Source organism: Xenococcus sp. PCC 7305 (assembly GCF_000332055.1).
In the GTDB taxonomy this organism is placed as follows: domain Bacteria; phylum Cyanobacteriota; class Cyanobacteriia; order Cyanobacteriales; family Xenococcaceae; genus Xenococcus.
This window is the reverse complement of sequence record NZ_ALVZ01000184.1, coordinates 1-18,343: the sequence shown is the minus strand read 5'-3', so window position 1 is coordinate 18,343 and position 18,343 is coordinate 1. Positions and strand designations below refer to the sequence as shown.

The 18,343-nt window shown below is 39.8% G+C and carries 20 protein-coding genes; 6 read left to right on the top strand and 14 right to left on the bottom strand.

Going from position 1 to position 18,343, the window contains the following annotated elements; translation table 11 throughout:
* Positions 1-56: 56 nt before the first annotated feature.
* From XEN7305_RS13965 to XEN7305_RS13955, 3 genes are all read right to left on the bottom strand, one after another.
* On the bottom strand, positions 57-923 hold the full coding sequence (locus XEN7305_RS13965; protein WP_006510099.1) for a phycobilisome linker polypeptide: 867 nt from the start codon (positions 921-923) through the stop codon (positions 57-59).
* 12 nt (positions 924-935) lie between these two features.
* Complete coding sequence (locus XEN7305_RS13960) at positions 936-1,421, bottom strand: phycobilisome protein (RefSeq protein WP_006510098.1); 486 nt, start codon at positions 1,419-1,421, stop codon at positions 936-938.
* Positions 1,422-1,496: 75 nt separating this feature from the next.
* Positions 1,497-2,015 (bottom strand): phycocyanin subunit beta, encoded by a 519-nt coding sequence (locus XEN7305_RS13955; protein WP_006510097.1) that lies wholly within the window; start codon positions 2,013-2,015, stop codon positions 1,497-1,499.
* A gap of 572 nt (positions 2,016-2,587) precedes the next feature.
* Between XEN7305_RS13955 and XEN7305_RS13950 the strand changes: the two genes are divergently transcribed.
* Positions 2,588-3,037, top strand: coding sequence for a hypothetical protein (locus tag XEN7305_RS13950; RefSeq protein WP_006510096.1), 450 nt, complete (start codon positions 2,588-2,590; stop codon positions 3,035-3,037).
* 40 nt (positions 3,038-3,077) lie between these two features.
* On the opposite strand, the gene XEN7305_RS13945 is transcribed toward XEN7305_RS13950, so the two are convergent.
* The 5 genes from XEN7305_RS13945 to XEN7305_RS13925 form a co-directional block, all read right to left on the bottom strand.
* Positions 3,078-3,473: a RidA family protein gene (locus XEN7305_RS13945; protein WP_006510095.1), complete on the bottom strand. Its 396-nt coding sequence runs from the start codon at positions 3,471-3,473 to the stop codon at positions 3,078-3,080.
* A 17-nt stretch (positions 3,474-3,490) separates the two neighbouring features.
* A complete protein-coding gene (locus tag XEN7305_RS13940; RefSeq protein ID WP_006510094.1) occupies positions 3,491-4,114 on the bottom strand; it encodes a hypothetical protein in 624 nt (207 codons plus the stop codon).
* Positions 4,115-4,456: 342 nt separating this feature from the next.
* The gene (bchB, locus tag XEN7305_RS13935) at positions 4,457-5,983 is read right to left on the bottom strand and encodes a ferredoxin:protochlorophyllide reductase (ATP-dependent) subunit B (protein WP_006510093.1); all 1,527 of its coding nucleotides are present in this window, start codon (positions 5,981-5,983) and stop codon (positions 4,457-4,459) included.
* A 413-nt stretch (positions 5,984-6,396) separates the two neighbouring features.
* On the bottom strand, positions 6,397-6,843 hold the full coding sequence (locus tag XEN7305_RS13930) for a hypothetical protein (RefSeq protein ID WP_006510092.1): 447 nt from the start codon (positions 6,841-6,843) through the stop codon (positions 6,397-6,399).
* A gap of 89 nt (positions 6,844-6,932) precedes the next feature.
* Entirely contained in the window at positions 6,933-9,677 is a 2,745-nt protein-coding gene (locus tag XEN7305_RS13925) for a valine--tRNA ligase (protein WP_006510091.1), read from the bottom strand.
* A gap of 197 nt (positions 9,678-9,874) precedes the next feature.
* Between XEN7305_RS13925 and XEN7305_RS13920 the strand changes: the two genes are divergently transcribed.
* The gene (locus XEN7305_RS13920; RefSeq protein WP_040897870.1) at positions 9,875-10,069 is read left to right on the top strand and encodes a hypothetical protein; all 195 of its coding nucleotides are present in this window, start codon (positions 9,875-9,877) and stop codon (positions 10,067-10,069) included.
* 56 nt (positions 10,070-10,125) lie between these two features.
* On the opposite strand, the gene XEN7305_RS30135 is transcribed toward XEN7305_RS13920, so the two are convergent.
* From XEN7305_RS30135 to XEN7305_RS26695, 6 genes are all read right to left on the bottom strand, one after another.
* The gene (locus XEN7305_RS30135) at positions 10,126-10,440 is read right to left on the bottom strand and encodes a HigA family addiction module antitoxin (RefSeq protein WP_040897868.1); all 315 of its coding nucleotides are present in this window, start codon (positions 10,438-10,440) and stop codon (positions 10,126-10,128) included.
* A 179-nt stretch (positions 10,441-10,619) separates the two neighbouring features.
* The gene (locus tag XEN7305_RS13910) at positions 10,620-10,895 is read right to left on the bottom strand and encodes a BrnA antitoxin family protein (protein ID WP_006510088.1); all 276 of its coding nucleotides are present in this window, start codon (positions 10,893-10,895) and stop codon (positions 10,620-10,622) included.
* A complete protein-coding gene (locus XEN7305_RS13905) occupies positions 10,849-11,136 on the bottom strand; it encodes a BrnT family toxin (RefSeq protein ID WP_006510087.1) in 288 nt (95 codons plus the stop codon). The genes XEN7305_RS13910 and XEN7305_RS13905 overlap by 47 nt, the downstream gene beginning before the upstream one ends.
* Before the next feature lie 82 nt (positions 11,137-11,218).
* A complete protein-coding gene (locus tag XEN7305_RS13900; RefSeq protein ID WP_006510086.1) occupies positions 11,219-12,262 on the bottom strand; it encodes a DUF4917 family protein in 1,044 nt (347 codons plus the stop codon).
* Positions 12,253-12,489 (bottom strand): DUF167 domain-containing protein, encoded by a 237-nt coding sequence (locus XEN7305_RS13895; RefSeq protein WP_006510085.1) that lies wholly within the window; start codon positions 12,487-12,489, stop codon positions 12,253-12,255. The genes XEN7305_RS13900 and XEN7305_RS13895 overlap by 10 nt, the downstream gene beginning before the upstream one ends.
* 3 nt (positions 12,490-12,492) lie before the next feature.
* Positions 12,493-12,828, bottom strand: a complete 336-nt coding sequence (locus XEN7305_RS26695) for a hypothetical protein (RefSeq protein ID WP_006510084.1) — start codon at positions 12,826-12,828, stop codon at positions 12,493-12,495.
* Positions 12,829-12,902: 74 nt separating this feature from the next.
* On the opposite strand from XEN7305_RS26695, the gene argS reads away from it, so the two are divergent.
* The 4 genes from argS to XEN7305_RS26690 form a co-directional block, all read left to right on the top strand.
* Positions 12,903-14,657 (top strand): arginine--tRNA ligase, encoded by a 1,755-nt coding sequence (gene argS, locus XEN7305_RS13885; protein ID WP_006510083.1) that lies wholly within the window; start codon positions 12,903-12,905, stop codon positions 14,655-14,657.
* A gap of 250 nt (positions 14,658-14,907) precedes the next feature.
* Complete coding sequence (locus XEN7305_RS13880; protein ID WP_006510082.1) at positions 14,908-15,696, top strand: DUF3153 domain-containing protein; 789 nt, start codon at positions 14,908-14,910, stop codon at positions 15,694-15,696.
* 47 nt (positions 15,697-15,743) lie between these two features.
* Positions 15,744-16,178: a DUF29 domain-containing protein gene (locus XEN7305_RS13875; protein ID WP_040897859.1), complete on the top strand. Its 435-nt coding sequence runs from the start codon at positions 15,744-15,746 to the stop codon at positions 16,176-16,178.
* Positions 16,179-16,395: 217 nt separating this feature from the next.
* Positions 16,396-18,343: hypothetical protein (locus XEN7305_RS26690; protein ID WP_144053275.1), on the top strand; the 1,948-nt coding region annotated here is incomplete at its 3' end.

The following is an 18,343-nucleotide window of genomic DNA, read 5'->3' as shown; positions in this document are numbered from 1 at the left end:
AAAAAATATAGATCAGGTTTTAGGTAAAGTTTTTGTCTTAGCCTCTTGACTAAGAACTAAACTGGGACAATGCTTGCAATCTTTCCGCCTTGACGCTGCACTCTTTTCATATGAGAGCTAAGTTCTTCGTAAGGAATAATCACGGCTTTATTGACTCTGCGAACTTTGGGGTAACCAGGTTTGCCTATGCCTGCTACTTCAACTCGAAACAGCCGACCCGAACCAAAAGCCTTGGAGCCACCAAAAGAACTAACCGAAGCATCGCCTTTTTGAGCAGGAAGAAAAGCAAATCCTTCTGCTTTACCCGAAGGCCCAACTATTGCCGAAGCACGATTGGCAGCTAAATCTTTAGCCAGGCGGGATAATTTTCCCGCTGCTTGAGCGCGATCGCTGTTTGCATAACCACGATATAGTTGGAACATACGGGGAAAGCCAACGGTCTTTTGCTGGACTTGGGTGCTAAAACCTCTGTAGTAGGGAACGATATTTTCCCCAAAATTCGCTTCGTATTCTGCCGAATCTATGTAATCGTCGATATCAGCTTCAAACCCCTGATTCTGATAGAGATCGAGATGATAAATAACCTCAGACTCATCATAGGGCGCACGACCTAGCAAATGCTTAAAATTTAACTCAATTACCCTGGTTTGAAAGTTATCGTGTAAAAATTTTCGCTTGTACAGTTCTGACTTGGCCACTGCTCGCACAAAATCTCGCACCGTAATCGAACCATTACACAGCAAAGACTCAGTTGCTGTTAGCCGTTCCGACAACATAATATAATCATTGCCGAAAATCTGTCGGTAAACAGCATAAATCACTGATTTCACATCATCTTGAGTCCAGTTGGGACGTAATTCAAGGGGCTTGCGATCGCTAAGGGCAGATACTCCCAATCGAGATGCTGCTGTTGTGATTGCCACTTAGTTTCTCCTTTAGAGTGCGTTGATAATGTAGTCTATGTAAGAATTGAGCTCGAGCCCTGGGTCTCCGGTCACTCCATGGTTGGCTTTTATATACTTAAGCGCTTCAGCATACCAGCTAGGAACCAACTCAAAACTGTTGTGCATTTCAGTCAAGCCTGCTAGTAGGTAATCGTCAGCTGGCCCAGTTCCTCCCGCGATCAGACAGTATTGAATAATTCTAATATAGTAGCTAATATCCCTCACACATTTAGCTTTACCACGGTCATCAGAAGCATAGTTATTGCCTTTCATGGTAAGTGTGTAGGGAAATGCTTGATAGACGGCATTCGCCGCACCTTGAGCTAATTGTTCAGCCTTAGCCGACAAGGCCTTTGCGGCTTGCAGATCCGCAGTAGCCAAACGCAGGCGACCAAATGCAACTTGCAGCTCAACGTTGCCTAAATAACGTCCTTGGGAATCAGCAGTTGCGACTGCTTCAGTTAATTGTGTCTTCATCAGGATAATATCTCCGGAATATTTTTAAATGAATAGAAACTTTTTTAGGTGAATTGTAGGTGAATTAATCAAATGTCAGCTTACAGCCGCTGCTGCTCTGTCAAAATAGCTTGCTATTTCAGCCATCAAAGCACTACAGTCACCTGGGGTGATATTGTTGCGATCATTTGCTACCGAAATAGCCGCTTCTTTCATTTTCAGAATGCTAGTCGCCATAGAAGAAGTGGGAACCCCCAAAGCCACATAGGTCTCTCTAAGACCGTTCAAGCAACGATCTTCCATCACACTAGCATCGCCTAGGAATACGGCATAAGTGACATAGCGCAAAACAATGTCCATATCCCGCAGACAAGCAGAAACCCGGCGACTGGTGTAAGCATTACCCCCAGGAGCAATCAATTGAGGTTGTTCTTCAAACAATGCTCGTGCTGCATTAGTGACGATCGCGGAGGAATTACTAGTAATCCGATTCACCGCATCAGTGCGTTTGGCACCTTCTTTTACCATAGCCAAGAGTCCATCAATTTGCGTATCGCTCACTAACTGACCACGGTTATCGGCCTGGGAAACCACTTTCGTAAAAGCATCCAACATAAACTATTCTCCTGAATATTGATTTGTAAAAAAATCCGATTGGGAAAACTGAACCCTAAAATTGCTGACTTACAATTTTAGATGAAAAAACAGTCAACAATTTGTACTGATTTTAAAAATTAATCTTCAACACTGAAAAATTTCCTAAAGTTAGAAAATTCGGTGGTTTTGAGACTGAAACCATTGAATCAAATTGTCTGTGCAAACAATGTGCAATGATTCCCCAAGAAAATGAAAATTGATTGATTTTTATGAAGATTAGTTAAGCTTAAAGGCTTATTACTGAACTTTAACTTATAAAAACTTTTTTAAATATTAAGGGTCACGACAACTGCTCAGGCCATTTTCCTTGATTTATATTTAATCTGGATTTTGTTAACTTTTGTTGCGAAAATTAATTTTTGTCTCTAAGAATTAGATTTTAGTGGTAGAAGATAAAATATATTTCGTGCATTCATGACTTGTGTAATCAACTGAAGATAGATGATTGTCTGAACTTGTATTTCACAACCTTAGAGTCTTGTTACAAAGTCTTCCACCTTATCGTAATCAATTTATTTAAAAGCCAAAAAATGTTTAATAAAATAATTTCTTTCGTCAAGAACATAGTTTCTTTCGTCAAAAATCTACTGCCTTGGGGAAAAAAATCTGAGGGATTTTTTCTGGAAATCGACGATGATCAATCAAGCACAGATGTAAATAATGAAGCTGTTGTCGTAACTGGGTCAGCTCCGAAGACAAAATTGGACAGCAAAGGGCAAGAAGAACCAATCAATTCCCAAGCTACTTCAGTCGCTTCGACAGCAAAAGTCTATAGAGCAGTTGATAATGTGGAGCAATTAATTATTAATGCTGTTTACCAGAAGAATAGTAACCAAAGTGAAACTGACGAAAACACTTTTGCTAATAATTATTTGATTCCTAAACCAAATCCTAATCGTCGCCCAGGAGCAAGTTTAAATAAATTCCGGGAAATGGCTCGTTCGGTATCATTACCTAAGAGTAAGTCTAACGCTGCATAACTTGGGTTTCGCCCTTGGAGAAAGTTCCCTTTTACTTTAATCAATCAATAACAGCAATACATTCTATTTCGACTAGAACATCTTTAGGTAAACGAGAAACTTCCACACAAGCGCGAGCCGGAGCTGTAGCTTCATCAAAGTACTTACCATAAATTTGGTTGACTGTGGCAAAATCGCCTAAATCGGCAAGGAAAACACTAGTTTTAACCACGTTCGACCAATCAGCCCCAGCCTCAGTTAAAACCGCAGCAATATTTTTCATTACCTGTTCGGTTTGTTGAGCCACATCTGATGCGCCGACAATCTCGCCCGTTTGCGGATCAAGAGCGATCTGACCTGCTAGAAAAATCATATTTCCTGAAGCCGAGATAGCTTGATTATAAGGACCCACAGGAGCAGGTGCTTTGTCGGTACGAATCACTTTTTTGTTGCTCATTTTACTTATTACTCTAATTACTCATTACTTTGGCGCAGCGGATCTAGTTGTTGACGACCATTACGAGTTACTTCCAACATTTGTACAAGTTGCCCTTCCAAGTCACTCAAGACATTTGTGGCGTAGGTATCAGCACCTTTTTGAATCTCTTCGTATTCGATCGCTGTTAACTCCCGCAGCCTTTCTATTTCCTCTTGGGTGGTTTGTAATAGTTGTGCACATTCTTCCTCGGCATTTTGTTGTATCTGGGCTGCTCTTAGCTCCGCTTGGCGTATGATAACAGAATCTTGCAATATTTTTTCGGCTTTTTGCTCTGCTGAAAGCAGGCTTTTGCGGGCATAATCTTCCGCTTTGTCAATGATTTCTTGTTTTTGCTGGAGAACTTCATTCGCGATCGCCAGTGCAGAAGGTAAATTGGCTTTTAATTGTTCAATATTTTCTAAAACTAAACCTTTGTCAATAACGATAAAGTCTGTCAAAGGAATTTTTTTGCTTTCTAAAATATAATCCTTGAAAGAATCTAACTGTTTTTGAATATCGGAGGTCAAGTTAATCGAATTAGATACTATTTCTTGTCGGGCAAAATTGGGATCTTTCCCTTCTATATTTACTGTATCTATAGAGTTTTCTTGGTATAACATAGGAGCTGGTGGATTTTATCGAGGAACGAAGGGATGAGATTTAGACCTCAAAGGGCATGGTGTTTTCCAAGCCAATTCTAAACAAGATTCTTTTATTTACCCATAGGTAAACCTAAAAAAAAACTGAAAGTTGCTAAGCGAAGGAAAATGGCAGAGCAACTCTATATTGGACCAATATAATTTGGATCTATTCTTTTTACATTTCAGAGAAAAAGCGATCGCAAAATTCCATTGCCAGAACTGCGATCGCTTTTTAGACCATAAAACTAAATTCAAAGGGAAACAAGTCAAATAAATGAGCAATAAATAAAGACTTATTACTTATTACTTATTACTTATTACTTATGCTCCAACAGCTTCTTTCGCTGCATACATCACCTCAAGAGAAATTTCACTAAACTCTCTTTCTCGGGCAAATTTTTCCGTATTGCGTTTCACTTTGCCGCGCACAAAACCAGGAACTTTATTTAATTCAGTTTGAGCTTCTTTTGTCCAATTCAAATCAGAACCAGCAGAAATTCCTTTGGTAATAACTTCCTTGGTATCATGACCACCGAAGATTTCCAACAGATGATCTTCCATACCCAAAGTAAAGGAATTGTAGACCAGATCTGCCATTTGATTGGTGCCCTCATAACCCAAGAAAGGTTTGTAGCCTACAGGAAAATCTTGAATATGAATTGGTGCTGCGATTACCCCACAAGGAATATCAAGACGTTTTCCCACATGACGTTCCATTTGCGTACCGAAAATAGCAGCAGGTTCAATTCTTGCGATCGCATCGCCAATTTCCCCGTGATCTTCACTTACCAAAATCTCGTCACAATATTCGCCAACCTGTTCTCTAAACCAATCTTTATCGTATTTACAATAGGTTCCGGCTAGGACAACATGGATTCCCATTTCCCGCGCCAAAATTTTCGTCATTGCCGCCGCATGAGTGCTATCTCCGAAGACGACAGCTTTTTTACCAGTGAGGTTTTGGCAGTCAATAGAACGAGAGAACCAAGCAGCTTGAGAAACATGGAGGGTTTGGTTCTCGATGTAATCTTCGTAATCAACATTGGCACCTTGAGCGTTGAGTACTTCCTGAATCTTACGAATACAACGAGCAGTTTCCACAACTCCCATAGGCGTAATATCGACATAGGGCATCTCAAATTCTTTAGCCAAATATTCCGCCGTCATCGGCCCTAATTCCCGATAGGGAACTAAATTAAACCAAGCACGAGATAAATTTTTAAGATCATGGACTGATGCTTTATCAGGAATCACCGCATTAACCTCGATGCCCAAATCAGCCATTAGGCGTTTGAGTTCGGTGCAGTCGTGGTTATTATGAAAACCAAGAGTCGAAATCCCAATAATATTGACCGAGGGTTTTTCAGTTTTACCCTGGGGTAATTCTCCTTTTTTCCGAGCCTTGTTAATGTAGAACTCGACGATTTGACTTAAAGTGCGATCGCCAGCTTGCAATTCATTAACTCGATAATGATTCACATCAGCTAGAAGAACATCTCCTTTAGACTCCAGTTGAGCACGATCCACGAAATTCTGTAAATCTTCCTGCAAAATACTTGAAGTGCAGGTGGGGGTAAGCACAATCAGATCAGGATTTTCTTCTTGATCCTTGCGGGTGATATTATCAATTACTTTTTCCTGAGAGCCACGAGCTAATACTTTGCGATCGACAACACTGGCTGTAACCGGAGTAAAATCTCGTTCCCGCTCCAACATAGAGCGCATGACATTAAAATAATCATCTCCCAAGGGAGCATGCATAATAGCATGAACATTTTTAAAAGAACTAGCAATTCGCAGCGTTCCGATGTGGGCAGGCCCCGCATACATCCAATAAGCTAATTTCATAAGATTTCTCCTTATAGCAAGCAATCACGTCTGAAAAATTCTATTATCAGTTTTTATATTACTGATTATATTTTCTTATTCCAATTGTCAATAATAGTTCAACGGCAGCCCGCAAAACATAACTGTATTTATCAGGTAAAGAATCTTAATGTTGTTTAACGTCAGTTCGACGAATTTTCCTTTTGATTAAATTTCCCAAGTTGAACCACGAAGTAATAGGCTTTTCCCCAAATCCCCAAATCCCTAAGTCCCTATTCAGAACTAGTAAATTTTGTACTCATCGAATTCACGTTGTTTAACAAGGCGGCTGCGCCCGTAGGGCAAGAAGGATAAATCTAGAGAGTTATGGTTTTTTGGGATTTCCCCAACACCTAAAACCTAAAACCTAAAACCTAAAACCTTTTCCCCTTAGATCATTGCTGCAATTTTTTTGCCAATTCTTCTAGATGTTCCTTTTCCTGTTTCAAAGACTGCTCCAATTGCTGTAACTCCTCACGACGAGTTTCTATTTCTAAAAAACGGCGATTTAATTCTAGATTTTGCGAAGTAATTTCCTGACGCCACTGCTCAATTTTATTCTGCTCGGATTCAACAAATTGAGGATTAATCGCATTTTTGGTCAAATATTGTTGCAATAAGCCCAATAACCATTCTTTGGCTTCTTGGATACTAATTATTTCACCATTAGATTCTCTCTCGACTAAGACCAAAACTCCTTCCCCAAGAGAACTATCTTTAGCTAAAGGAAAAACATCAGACTTATCAACTTCCCAAACTGTTTCTGTGGTTTGACAAGCCAAGGTTTGTAGTTCTATTTGTTGAGAAATCGGGTTTTTTTGAACTTGTGCTAGGTATAGCATCAGCGAATTGAGTGGGCGAGATTTGAGCGGTAGATAATTCAAGGGGAAAAAAGGCCATCGACCTTTAAGTATTGGTCATGAAGAGTGGATTACTGGAGACGATCTAGGCGATCGCGTAAAATTTCTGCTTGTTTTTCAGCTTCAGCCAGAGCATCCTTTGCAGCTTGAATAACTTCTGTTGGCGCCTTATTAACAAAGCCTGGGTTATTTAGACGACCTGACAAGGATTTAAGATCTTTTTCCACTTTTGCTAGATTTTTCTCCAATTTACTACGCAAAGCAGGAATGTCAACCATTCCAGACAAGGGAACAATTACTTGAATTGTGCCAAAGATCCCTACAATTACTTGTCCAGGATCTTCTTCTAGACTATTTGTAATCGTAAGTTGCTCTAGTTTGGCAATACCTTTAATGTAATTCGTTACGGGTTGTAAGCTTGCAATTTCTTCTGTGCTTTCTGTTTGGAGAATGACGCTGATTTTTGCCCCTGGTTTAATTGACGCTTCGGCTCTGAGATTGCGAATGGTGCGAATTACCCCAAAAAGTAGCTCAAAGCTTTTTTCTAGTTGCGGTTGCAGCAACTCAGGAGAGATCTCAGGATAAGACTGGATAGCTAAGGTTTTGGTGCCTTCTGATTGGGTTAAAGTTTGCCAAATTTCCTCGGTAATGTGAGGCATCAAAGGATGCAGTAACTTTAAAGTACCGTCTAGGATATGGGCGAGCGTTGATTGGGCGGCTAAACGTTCTTTGGATGTTGCGTCCTGCCAGAGACGAGATTTGATCAGTTCAATATACCAATCACAGAAATCTCCCCAGATAAACTCATACAGGCCGTTGGCGGCTTCTCCTAAAGCATAATTTTCGATATTAGCTCTAGTTTGTTGCACAGTTTGATTAAAACGAGACAGAATCCAGCGATCGCATAATTCAAAATCTGCTGCCAACTCAGGCGCATCTATAGCAGGGAAGTCCTGGGGGGTTTTGTCATCGAGGTTCATCATGACAAAACGCGCCGCATTCCAGATTTTGTTGGCAAAGTTACGGGAAGCTTCTACTGAAGAGGATTCCTCTTTTTTGCGATCATAATCAAAACTGATATTTTGTCCTGCACCAGCTACTTTTTTAATTAAAGTAAAGCGCAAGGCATCAGCACCATATTTATCAATCATTAACAAAGGATCAATGCCATTGCCTTTGGATTTGGACATCTTTTGGCCTTTTTCATCCAAGACCAAACCATGAATATAAACATCCTGAAACGGCATCTGATCGGTAAAATATCCCGCCATCATTGTCATGCGAGCCACCCAGAAGAAAATAATATCAAACCCGGTGACCAAGGTTGTAGTGGGGTAATAGGTTGCAAGATCCGCAGTGTCATCAGGCCATCCCATAGTAGAAAACGGCCATAAACCCGAGGAAAACCAGGTATCAAGAACATCGGGATCTTGTTTTAGGGTAATATCTGCGCCGTATTCGGCGATCGCTTTTTCTTGGGCTTCCTCTTCACTATGGGCAACGACAAAAGGCGTATTGTCAGTAATGTCTCCCTTAGTTTCCGAGACAATATACCAAGCAGGAATTTGATGTCCCCACCATAGCTGACGGGAAATACACCAATCTTTGATTTTTACTAACCAATCCCGATACACTTTCTGCCAGCGTTCAGGAATATAGCGAGGCTCCTGCTTATTATCCAGGAAATCTAAGGCTTTACTGCTCAAAGATTCCATTTTGACAAACCATTGGGTAGAGAGGAGTGGTTCTACCGGGACTTTTCCGCGATCGCTGAAGGGCACACTATGACTATATTCTTCGATTTTTACTAAAACCCCCAGCTCATCTAGTTTCGCCACGACATTTTTCCTGGCAACGAAGCGATCTTGCCCCACAAACTCTGCTGCATTTTCATTGAGGGTGCCATCTTTGTTCATGATATTGATCATGGGTAAATTATGGCGTTGTCCCATTTCAAAATCATTGGGATCATGGGCAGGAGTCACTTTCACACAACCTGTTCCAAATTCGAGATCAACTAATTCATCGGCAACAATCGGAATTTCTCGACCGATGATTGGCAAAGTAAGAGTTTGACCAATTAAATCTTTGTAGCGATCGTCTGCTGGGTTAACGGCAACTCCGGTATCTCCCAACATTGTTTCGGGGCGAGTTGTTGCTACTTCTACATAACCACTGCCATCGGTTAAAGGGTAGCGAAAATGCCAGAGATGTCCAGCCACTTCTTGGTTTTCAATCTCTACATCGGAAATTGCTGATTTAGAAGCAGGGCACCAATTTACCAAATAGTTACCACGATAGATTAATCCTGCTTCGTAGAGATGGATAAATGCAGTTTTAACAGCTTTGGATAGCCCCTCGTCCATGGTAAATCTTTCTCTTGTCCAATCAACAGAAACCCCAATTTTTCTGAGTTGATTGACAATTTTACCGCCCGATTCCTCTTTCCACTGCCACGCTCGCTTTAAATATTCTTCTCTGCTCAAATCTTGACGGGTTTTGCCTTCTGCCCGTAAATTTTTGTCTAATACAGTGCTTACTCCAATACTTGCGTGATCTGTTCCTGGCAGCCATAAAGCATTCCGCCCCAGCATTCTATGGTAACGAGTCAAAGTATCGATCAAAGATGCTTCGAAAGCATGTCCCATATGCAAGCTCCCTGTAACGTTGGGAGGTGGGATGACGATACAATAGGGTTCCCCATCATGATTAGGATCAGCTTTGAATATTTCTTGCGACTCCCAAAATTCCTGCCATTTAGCTTCTGTTGATTTGGGGTTGTATTGAGTAGATAGATTAGGTTGCTTTACGGTCATGGATGAAGAACTATATAACAGATAAATATTCAAAGAGCAATAAGCAACTTCCTATTGTATAAGTCATCGTCCTTTCTGTCCGCAGCTTCACGAACTCTTTTCAATTGGACTAGATGAAAGAACTGGAAATACAATTATTCTTGCAGGAGGAGAAATTTTGATTTAAATCTATCCTAATGGAAATTGGAGGTTTATCGATGAAGTCTGACTTTCAAACGATGACAATGGGAGAACTAAAAAAATATGTTCTAGAGCATCGAAATGACAAAACAGCATTTCAGGGATTAATGGATCGTGTTGATGCTCAGCCTCAAGAGCAAGTCTATGAAGAGGTAAATGCTGAGCAGTTTTCTGCACTTGTTGAGCAGCATCGCCGCCTTCAACAAGATTAAGTCCATCACTTTATTCTTTTGGAAGATAGATAAAGGAAGAATAAATAAGATCGCACTTAGGCTATAGATTCTTTGGTACGTGGTTCAACCCGCCTCATAATTTCATCGCGCGTTGTAAGTGTTTTGAGATCATAAATAGCCTGAAGGTTGAGCCAAGATACTGCATCACCGCCAAAGTAGCGAGCTAGACGCTCCGCCGTATCAGCAGTAATTGAACGACGCTCTTTGACAATTTCGTGAATACGAGTAGCAGGAACATTCAGAGCTAGTGCTAAGGCATTAACACTCATATTCATAGGACTCAGAAAATCCTCACGAAGAATCTCTCCTGGGTGAACTGGACGCATACGATTAATTGGACGATTCATAATGCTTATTTTAGTGATAATCAACAATTTCAACATCAGTTGGATCATTTTCAGTCCAGACAAAACAAACTCGGAACTGCGAATTGATTCGGATGCTGTGCTGACTTTTACGATCGCTAGCTCTCGCTCTGTGCGAAAAATTGTTGGTTTTTCAGTTGGCGCTGATTCCATAGACTTAGGTTTTAACCTGAATATTTATGTGCTGCTGCATAAATTTTTAATGCCGCACTCATCTGTTGACTAGCTGATTCTCCTTGTTTTCGAAACCATTCCAAAGTCTCGGTATCTACTTCAACAGAAACAGTTGTATTTGATGGGTTAGGAAGACGAAGTTTTGCCTTAGAAAAAAATTCATCCGTTAGGGGAGGAACATCGGATGTATCAATTTCCTCATCAGTCATGGCGTCGATTCTAGCCCAATCTGTTTTTGATGTATTTTTCATATCGTTTTCTTTCATGAGATAGTGCTTTTCTTAGTGAAATGATTCGGATTAATTGCTCGTTTATCTCAGTGTAAACAATTACAACAACTCTTCCATTGAGTAAACCAATGCCAATCCATCTGTCCTCACCATAGTTTTCTCGGAGATCCAGATCCACAACCATTGGAAAATCAAAGATTTTTGACGCATCAGCAAAGTCAAAACCATGCTTGGCAAGATTAATCGCGTTTTTTTCTTCATCCCACTCAAAATTCATATACTTAATTTAACATTTAATTAAGTTCAGATTAAGTTTTTATCACGGTCGCTAATTCATTAAGACCATGTGATCACTGTTTTTATCCCCACACTCGGGCAGTTTTTGCATCAAATATATTGACTTTACATTCAAACTTATCTGATATTTTTTCTATGTGATTTTGGCTTCTTGAAGAATTGACTCCAATATAGATACTCCACAACTTGTCTTTAAATTTTCTGTCTTTTTTCAATCTAGATGCTTTATTGATTGCCTCTATGATGTGTTCGTCATATTCACCGAAACCAAAACCAAACACAACCAATGAGCCACTTATATTACAAAGTGATTCATAGCATTCACTAAGATATCTGTTATGCATTACATGTTCTAATTTCTGGCTGCTAGTTCCTGCTGTTACAAAAACAGGATATTGCTTTCTTAACAGTCTCTTCTTAATTTTATCCATTATGTAGTTTTCGCAATCATATTCTTCCTTGATTATTTCTACTCCTGTATCAAAAATATGTAATGCACCATGCATATAATGAACGTTTTGTTTACTTTTGTTTCTGCCCCAGCGAAGTTCAGAAGCTTCGGGTTCGTCGTCTGGATCAAAATTATCTGAATATTCAACATCTCTGCCAAAACCATCGATATGACTTGCCAGACTATTTCTCATTAATACCCAATAAAGCAAAACATCATAGTTAGTTGTAAAAATGTGCCCATCATTAGATAAATATTGACTTAAGAATTTTGAACAAGCTTGACTTTTTTCTTGTGGAATTTTGAATACGTGCTCAGGATGTAGTTCTTCTATTGCTTCGATAAGACTCTCTTTAAGTGTTTTGCTAGCTACCTGTACTTTATCCTTCAGTGTTGGGTCTGTTCCAAATGCATCAATTAACTCACAAAAGTTTTCTAACTGCTGTAGAACCAACTCAAAATTTTTCGTGTTTACAATTTCAAAGAGTCTTGTAAGAAGCTCATTATCTAACTTATCAATAAAGCGATGAAGCGCGTTATAAGAGAAAATCTCTGAGTCGTAAGCCATGCTAAATCCATTTCCTAAAAGTAAATGAGTCGGTCTTTTTTTCTTTCTCAAGTACTCGATCACATCACTATATTTTTTTAGTTCCATTGCCTCATTTTATTAATTTCAATTACTTTATGCTTATTCGTAGTTCCCGACAAAATTATAATCTGAGACTTAGAAGCTTGATATTTTTTAGCCGAAATAGCGATCAACTCCTTATTCGCTTTGTCATCTACAGGCGGCGACTTGAGCCTTATCACTAAAAATCCATCAGAATCCTCTTTAATACTTTGCTTTTTAAAATTGGGCTTAACTTGAACCTGAATTTTCATCTTCTATTCAAATAAAATCTCTTCAAAGCATAATTCTCCAACTTCAATCAAAGCATCCGAGGCAGCAGTATCAGTTTCTGATCGCTTGTTGAGATCTTTAAATTCATCGATAGTATATTTTTGTTGAAATTCTCTGAGAGTACAGTTACATAAAGTCTCCGCTTCAATATCTGGCAACCCTTCTGCGATCGCAGTAGCTTTACATTCTTGGTGATAATTTTGACTATATTCTTCTGGATATTCTTGAGTTACAGCAGATGAGGTTTCTGCTAAGGAGGCAAATGTAGCGAGTATTAAATAGCCAATTCCTAGGGTGAAAGTAAATAAAGACTTCGTCATAATTGATGATAAATTAAGGTTCTATGTCTGTACAAGACTTTAATTATTAAAATAAGTTTCTATAATTTATCACTATGAAATCCCTACGCGAATTATTTGAAATTGCGGTTAAAGATGCTTTAGTCGCTGCTTTTGGTGATGAGTTGGCAGCGACAGATCCTTTGGTAGCCGCAACTAACAATCCTAAATTTGGTGATTATCAGTCTAATGTAGCTTTATCCCTACCAAAAAAGCTAAAACAATCCCCTAGGGCGATCGCAGAAAAAATCATAGCCAATCTTCCCGCAAATGACACCTGGGAAACCCCTGAAATTGCAGGGCCTGGGTTTATTAACTTTACTGTTAAACCTACATACCTAGCAGGACTACTTACTGAAATTCAAGGTGATCGCAATTTAGGAATTGAAAAAGTAGAACCAGCAAGCAAGATCGTAGTCGATTTTTCCAGTCCCAATATTGCCAAAGAAATGCATGTGGGACATTTGCGATCGACGATTATTGGTGATTGTATCGCTCGTATTCTCGAATTTCGTGGTTATGATGTGTTGCGTCTCAATCATATTGGTGACTGGGGAACCCAATTTGGTATGTTGATTGCCTATTTGCGAGAAGCTTATCCCGAAGCTTTAACCACAGCCGATGCCTTAGACATTGGAGATTTGGTTTCTCTGTATAAAAAGGCAAAAATCCGTTTTGATGAAGATGTTGAATTTAAAGAAACTGCCAGAAATGAAGTTGTAAATTTGCAGGCAGGAGCCGAAGATAGTCGTCATGCTTGGGGTCTACTTTGCGAGCAATCCCGTCGAGAATTTCAGGTAATTTACGATTTATTAGATATTAATCTCACCGAAAGAGGCGAATCCTTTTATAATCCTTTTTTACCTGATGTCCTTGCCAAACTAGACGAGCAAGGTTTACTGGAAGAAGATGCAGGAGCCAAATGTGTTTTTCTCGAAGGCTTTACTAATAAAGACGGCGATCCTTTGCCTTTAATTGTCCAAAAAACTGATGGTGGCTTTAATTATGCAACTACAGACTTAGCAGCAATTAACTATCGAGTAGCAGAAGACCATGCTGACAAGATTATTTATGTGACGGATTCGGGACAAGGTAATCATTTTGCGGGGGTGTTTCAAGTTGCTAAAAAATCAGGATTATTGCCTGAGAATGTCGAAGCAATTCATGTTCCCTTTGGTTTGGTCTTAGGGGAAGATGGCAAAAGACTGAAAACCCGTTCTGGAGAGACTATTAAACTAAAATCTCTATTGGATGAAGCGATCGTCCAAGCCCGTCAGGATATCGAAGCTAGATTAGAGGAAGAAGAAAGATCAGAAACTACCGAATTTATTGATCGCGTTGCGCAAATTGTCGGTATTAGTGCGGTTAAATATGCTGATCTTAGTCAAAATAGAACGACTGATTATAAATTTAGCTTTCAAAAAATGCTCGCTCTCAAGGGTAATACTGCACCCTATTTGTTGTATGCCTATGTGAGACCTCAAGGAATTAGTCGCAAGGGAAATATTGATTTTACTAAGCTAGAATCAGCTGAGATAGTTTTGAGTGAAGAAGCAGAATTGATTTTAGCGAAACATATTTTGCAACTATCAGAGGTGCTTCAAGAAGTGGAACAGGAATTGTTGCCTAATCGTCTGTGCCAATATCTTTTTGAACTTAGTCAAAAATTCAATCAGTTTTACGATCGCTGTGGGATTTTAAATGCCGCCGAACCCCAAAGAACTTCTCGTTTAATTTTGGCAGATTTGACCGCCAGAACTCTCAAGCTTGGTTTATCTTTATTGGGAATTCCTGTTTTGGAGAGAATGTAAGTAAGATGAGGGCAGATGGCAGAGGGCAGATGGCAGAGGGAATAATTCTAACTTCTCCCTTTGGGATACAAGCCTCGCCCTTCAGGACGAACAAGGTTTGGGAGAGGTTCAAGCCTCTTTCAAGCAAACAAACCTTCTGCCCTCTGCCTTCCTCCTTCTGCCTTCGTTTGACTCTATTTCTTGTTTAAATTTGTCAGAGAGAATATTATTGTTTTGGCAGCAAGCAATCAGTAAGATCAGGAGCAGGTTAATGAGTGAGCCATCAGGATTGAGAAAATCAGTGCAAAATTTAGCCAATGCTCGCCGATTTTTGTTGCCGTTGCTTTTCTGTCTCGTAACTTTACTTACTGGTTGTGTCCGTTATGATGTGGGGCTGAACTTTGATAGTCCCTACAGTGGCACATTAGTTCAACATATTAAGATTGGGGAGCAATTTTCTAACCTAGGCAAGTCCGAGGCGATCGCATGGCTCAAAAGTCTCGAATCGCGATCGCGTAAGTTACAGGGCAAAGTTAAGAAGTTGAGCTCTGAGGAGGTGGTTCTAATTGTTCCTTTCACTAATGGCCAAGAATTATCAAGTAAGTTTAATCAGTTGTTTAACTCGAATGTTCCTGACACTTCTGCGGTGATTGTCGGAGAAGAAGCCGAGTTGGTCAAATTAGGATCTAAGGTTTCTTTGCAACAGAATAATTTACTCTTCGCCGAGCGCAATCATCTTGATATCACTATTGATTTACGGGCTATAAATTTATTGGCACATCAAGACAAAATTTCTATTGCTCCCAATTCTCTACTTGATTTGAAATTTGATTTAAACACCCCTTGGATCGCCAATAATATTGACGCTCCCAATAATCTTGAGCCCCTTGCTTTAGTGACAGATCAGGGTCTAACTTGGCAATTAAAAGCTGGGGAATTGAATCATATCGAGGCTGTATTTTGGTTACCCAGTCCTATTGGTATTGGTGCAGTCGTTATTATTTTGGTTATGGTACTGGGATTTATGCTCAAATACAGACGTTTTCCTGGAACTGCCTAAGTAATAAGTAATGAGTCTCAATGACGTGGGTGAAACGAGAGATGGTCATGGATAGTAATTTAAAACAATTACACGAATCAGACTTTAATCTATGGGTTGAGCAAATCAAAGAAGCTATTCAAAATAGAGATTTTGAGGGTATGGATTGGGATAATTTGCTGGACGAAATTGATGACATGGGGAAGTCTGAAAAACGTTCTCTTGATAGCTATATGCAGCGATTAATCGAGCATATCCTAAAGTTAAAGTACTGGGATTCCGAGAGAGAAAAATGTCGGAGGGGTTGGATGCAAGAGGTTACTAATTTTCGTAACCGTATCAACCGAATACTCAAGAAAAATCCTAGTCTCAGTAATTATTTAAAAGCTGAATATTCAGATTTATATCAAGATGCCATCTCTACTATGTCTTTTGATTTTGATATTCCCGAAGATAATTTTGTCGAAGTGCAGCAAATTATGGAAAGTGATTATTTTGGGTGAGATTAAGAGTAGAGTAAAACATTTTGTGAATTTTCTCTGTTTATTGTCGTAACAAAACTTTTCAATTAAACTTCATACCTTATAGCTTGGGTGTTCTGTCTTTTGTTGCGCCGTTCGTGCAGTTGACTTGAGCTGGCGCTTTTTAGATGATGTAGTAATTAAGTATTTTCCCTTAGATTATTTTGTTTCGGCAAGGTAATTTGAATCAGGCAAACCGATGAATCATTTAGATAATGTCAACCAGCTCAGGAAGAGCATGGAATCTTTTGTTGAAGAGATAGCAAAGTTAATCGTCACTAAGAATTTGTTTTCTTTGTTGCTACTCTTTGAAGCAATTTGGATTTTATTCTTTTTTCCTGGAGGAATTGCCGCTCAAGGTTTAAAATCAACATTTGATATTGAATTTCCCAAACAATATCCAGCAATTTTTTGGTTTGTGGCATTAGCTATTTTTGTAACTGCTTTAGTAATTGCTATCAGAAAGATTCAAAAGAAACCACCTGCTCTTCCTGATTTCACTGAACGTAAGGCAATAAAAGGATTAAGAGCTTTTGGTGAGGATGATGCGGAAATATTTGCTCAATTGCAGCGGGAGAAAGATTTACGCGAATGTTTGGAATCGCTGACGAGTAATAGTTTTCGTTTTGGGATTCTGATGGGGGAATCTGGGGTGGGGAAAAGTTCTTTTTTGCAGGCGGGGATCTTACCGCAATTAGCCAGAGAAGAAATTTCTGCTCAAGGGATTTATATTCGCTTCAGTAATCGCGATCCTTTTGAGACGGTTTATCAGACTTTAGTTAAAGAGTTGAAGATCTCGGAAACAGCAAATGATCAGCAGAATTTGTTAGAGATTTTCTCTTTAGCAGTTGCTGCGACAGATAAGTCTTTAATTTTAATATTTGATCAATTTGAGCAATTTTTTGTCCATTGCAAGCAAAAATCTGATCGCAAGCCTTTTATCAATGGCTTAAAGGATTGGTATCTCGCGTCGAATCCTTTACCGATTAAGATTTTGATTTCGATTCGGGGAGATTTGGCAGACAGACTGATAGAAATACAGAAAGCTTTGGGTTATTCCCTCAGTCCCCAGGAAGTGTTTAGGTTAGAGAGATTTACGCCAGAAGAAGCGACTAAAGTTCTGCAAGTTATTGCCTTGGCAGAAGAACTGAAATTTGATGAAGGTTTTGTGCGTCAGTTAACGGCAGAAGAATTAGCTAGTCGGGAAGATGGTTTGATTTCTCCTGTGGATTTACAGGTTTTGGCTTGGACAATTGAGGGACAAGATAGCAAGGAATTGCAAGCTTTTAGTCGGAATGCTTTTCAGAAGATTGGTGGGATTGAGGGTTTGATGACACGGTTTCTAAATAGAACTCTGGAAGCAAGGGTTACAGAGGTTCAGAAACAAGCAGCGATTAAGGTTTTGTTCGCAATGACTGATTTGGATCGCAATGTGCGGGTTGGTGCTTTGACGATTGAAGATCTTCAGCAGAAAATGCAGGGAACTTTAACCGCGAGTGAGATTAGGGAAGCGACGCAGTGGTTGGCGAATCCTGGGGTGCGTTTGTTGACTCCTGTCCAACAGGATGGGACTGAGCTTTATGAGTTGGCTCATGAAAGATTGATTCCTGCTTTGCGGGAAGTGGCAGGGAAAGAGTTGACTAGTGCGGACAAGGCTAATCAATTGCTAGATCGCAGGGTTAATGAATGGTTGGGGAATCGGCGGAGTTCTCGTTATCTGTTTAATTGGCGGGAATTAGGGTTAATTCGGCAGCAAAAACCTTTTCTGGTTTGGGGAGCGAATCATAAGAATAAGGAAAAACTTTTACAGCGCAGTTGGCGAAGGTTGTATAAGCAGTTGGTAGCTGTTGGGATGGTTTTGGTGTTTGGTTTGGTGGGGTTGGGTTGGTGGTATAGTCCGCAGGGGCAAATTCAGCAGGTGCGATGGGAACTTCCAGATTTAAGTGAGCGAGTAAGCTATGAGTATAGAGCGAAAGCAGCAATAGCTTTTCTGAAAAATGGAAATTTGCAACAAACATCAGCAATTGTCGAATCTATTAGCGATTCATATTTCAAAGCTGAGGTTTTGACAACTATTGCCGAAACCTATGGCAAGATCGAGGATTTTCCCGAGGCGGCTAAATCTTTGGAACAAGCGATCGCAGCGG

Excerpts from the sequence above, each read along its gene's own strand:
- XEN7305_RS13920 (WP_040897870.1), top strand. The coding sequence starts at position 9,875 with ATGAAGTCTGACTTTCAAACGATGACAATGGGAGAACTAAAAAAATAT.
- XEN7305_RS13955 (WP_006510097.1), bottom strand. The coding sequence starts at position 2,015 with ATGTTGGATGCTTTTACGAAAGTGGTTTCCCAGGCCGATAACCGTGGT.
- XEN7305_RS13900 (WP_006510086.1), bottom strand. The coding sequence starts at position 12,262 with ATGGAACTAAAAAAATATAGTGATGTGATCGAGTACTTGAGAAAGAAA.
- argS (WP_006510083.1), top strand. The coding sequence starts at position 12,903 with ATGAAATCCCTACGCGAATTATTTGAAATTGCGGTTAAAGATGCTTTA.
- XEN7305_RS26695 (WP_006510084.1), bottom strand. The coding sequence starts at position 12,828 with ATGACGAAGTCTTTATTTACTTTCACCCTAGGAATTGGCTATTTAATA.
- bchB (WP_006510093.1), bottom strand. The coding sequence starts at position 5,983 with ATGAAATTAGCTTATTGGATGTATGCGGGGCCTGCCCACATCGGAACG.
- XEN7305_RS13905 (WP_006510087.1), bottom strand. The coding sequence starts at position 11,136 with ATGAATTTTGAGTGGGATGAAGAAAAAAACGCGATTAATCTTGCCAAG.
- XEN7305_RS13895 (WP_006510085.1), bottom strand. The coding sequence starts at position 12,489 with ATGAAAATTCAGGTTCAAGTTAAGCCCAATTTTAAAAAGCAAAGTATT.
- XEN7305_RS13945 (WP_006510095.1), bottom strand. The coding sequence starts at position 3,473 with ATGAGCAACAAAAAAGTGATTCGTACCGACAAAGCACCTGCTCCTGTG.
- XEN7305_RS13940 (WP_006510094.1), bottom strand. The coding sequence starts at position 4,114 with ATGTTATACCAAGAAAACTCTATAGATACAGTAAATATAGAAGGGAAA.
- XEN7305_RS13925 (WP_006510091.1), bottom strand. The coding sequence starts at position 9,677 with ATGACCGTAAAGCAACCTAATCTATCTACTCAATACAACCCCAAATCA.
- XEN7305_RS13880 (WP_006510082.1), top strand. The coding sequence starts at position 14,908 with ATGAGTGAGCCATCAGGATTGAGAAAATCAGTGCAAAATTTAGCCAAT.
- XEN7305_RS13910 (WP_006510088.1), bottom strand. The coding sequence starts at position 10,895 with ATGAAAGAAAACGATATGAAAAATACATCAAAAACAGATTGGGCTAGA.
- XEN7305_RS13875 (WP_040897859.1), top strand. The coding sequence starts at position 15,744 with ATGGATAGTAATTTAAAACAATTACACGAATCAGACTTTAATCTATGG.
- XEN7305_RS13950 (WP_006510096.1), top strand. The coding sequence starts at position 2,588 with ATGTTTAATAAAATAATTTCTTTCGTCAAGAACATAGTTTCTTTCGTC.
- XEN7305_RS13930 (WP_006510092.1), bottom strand. The coding sequence starts at position 6,843 with ATGCTATACCTAGCACAAGTTCAAAAAAACCCGATTTCTCAACAAATA.
- XEN7305_RS13960 (WP_006510098.1), bottom strand. The coding sequence starts at position 1,421 with ATGAAGACACAATTAACTGAAGCAGTCGCAACTGCTGATTCCCAAGGA.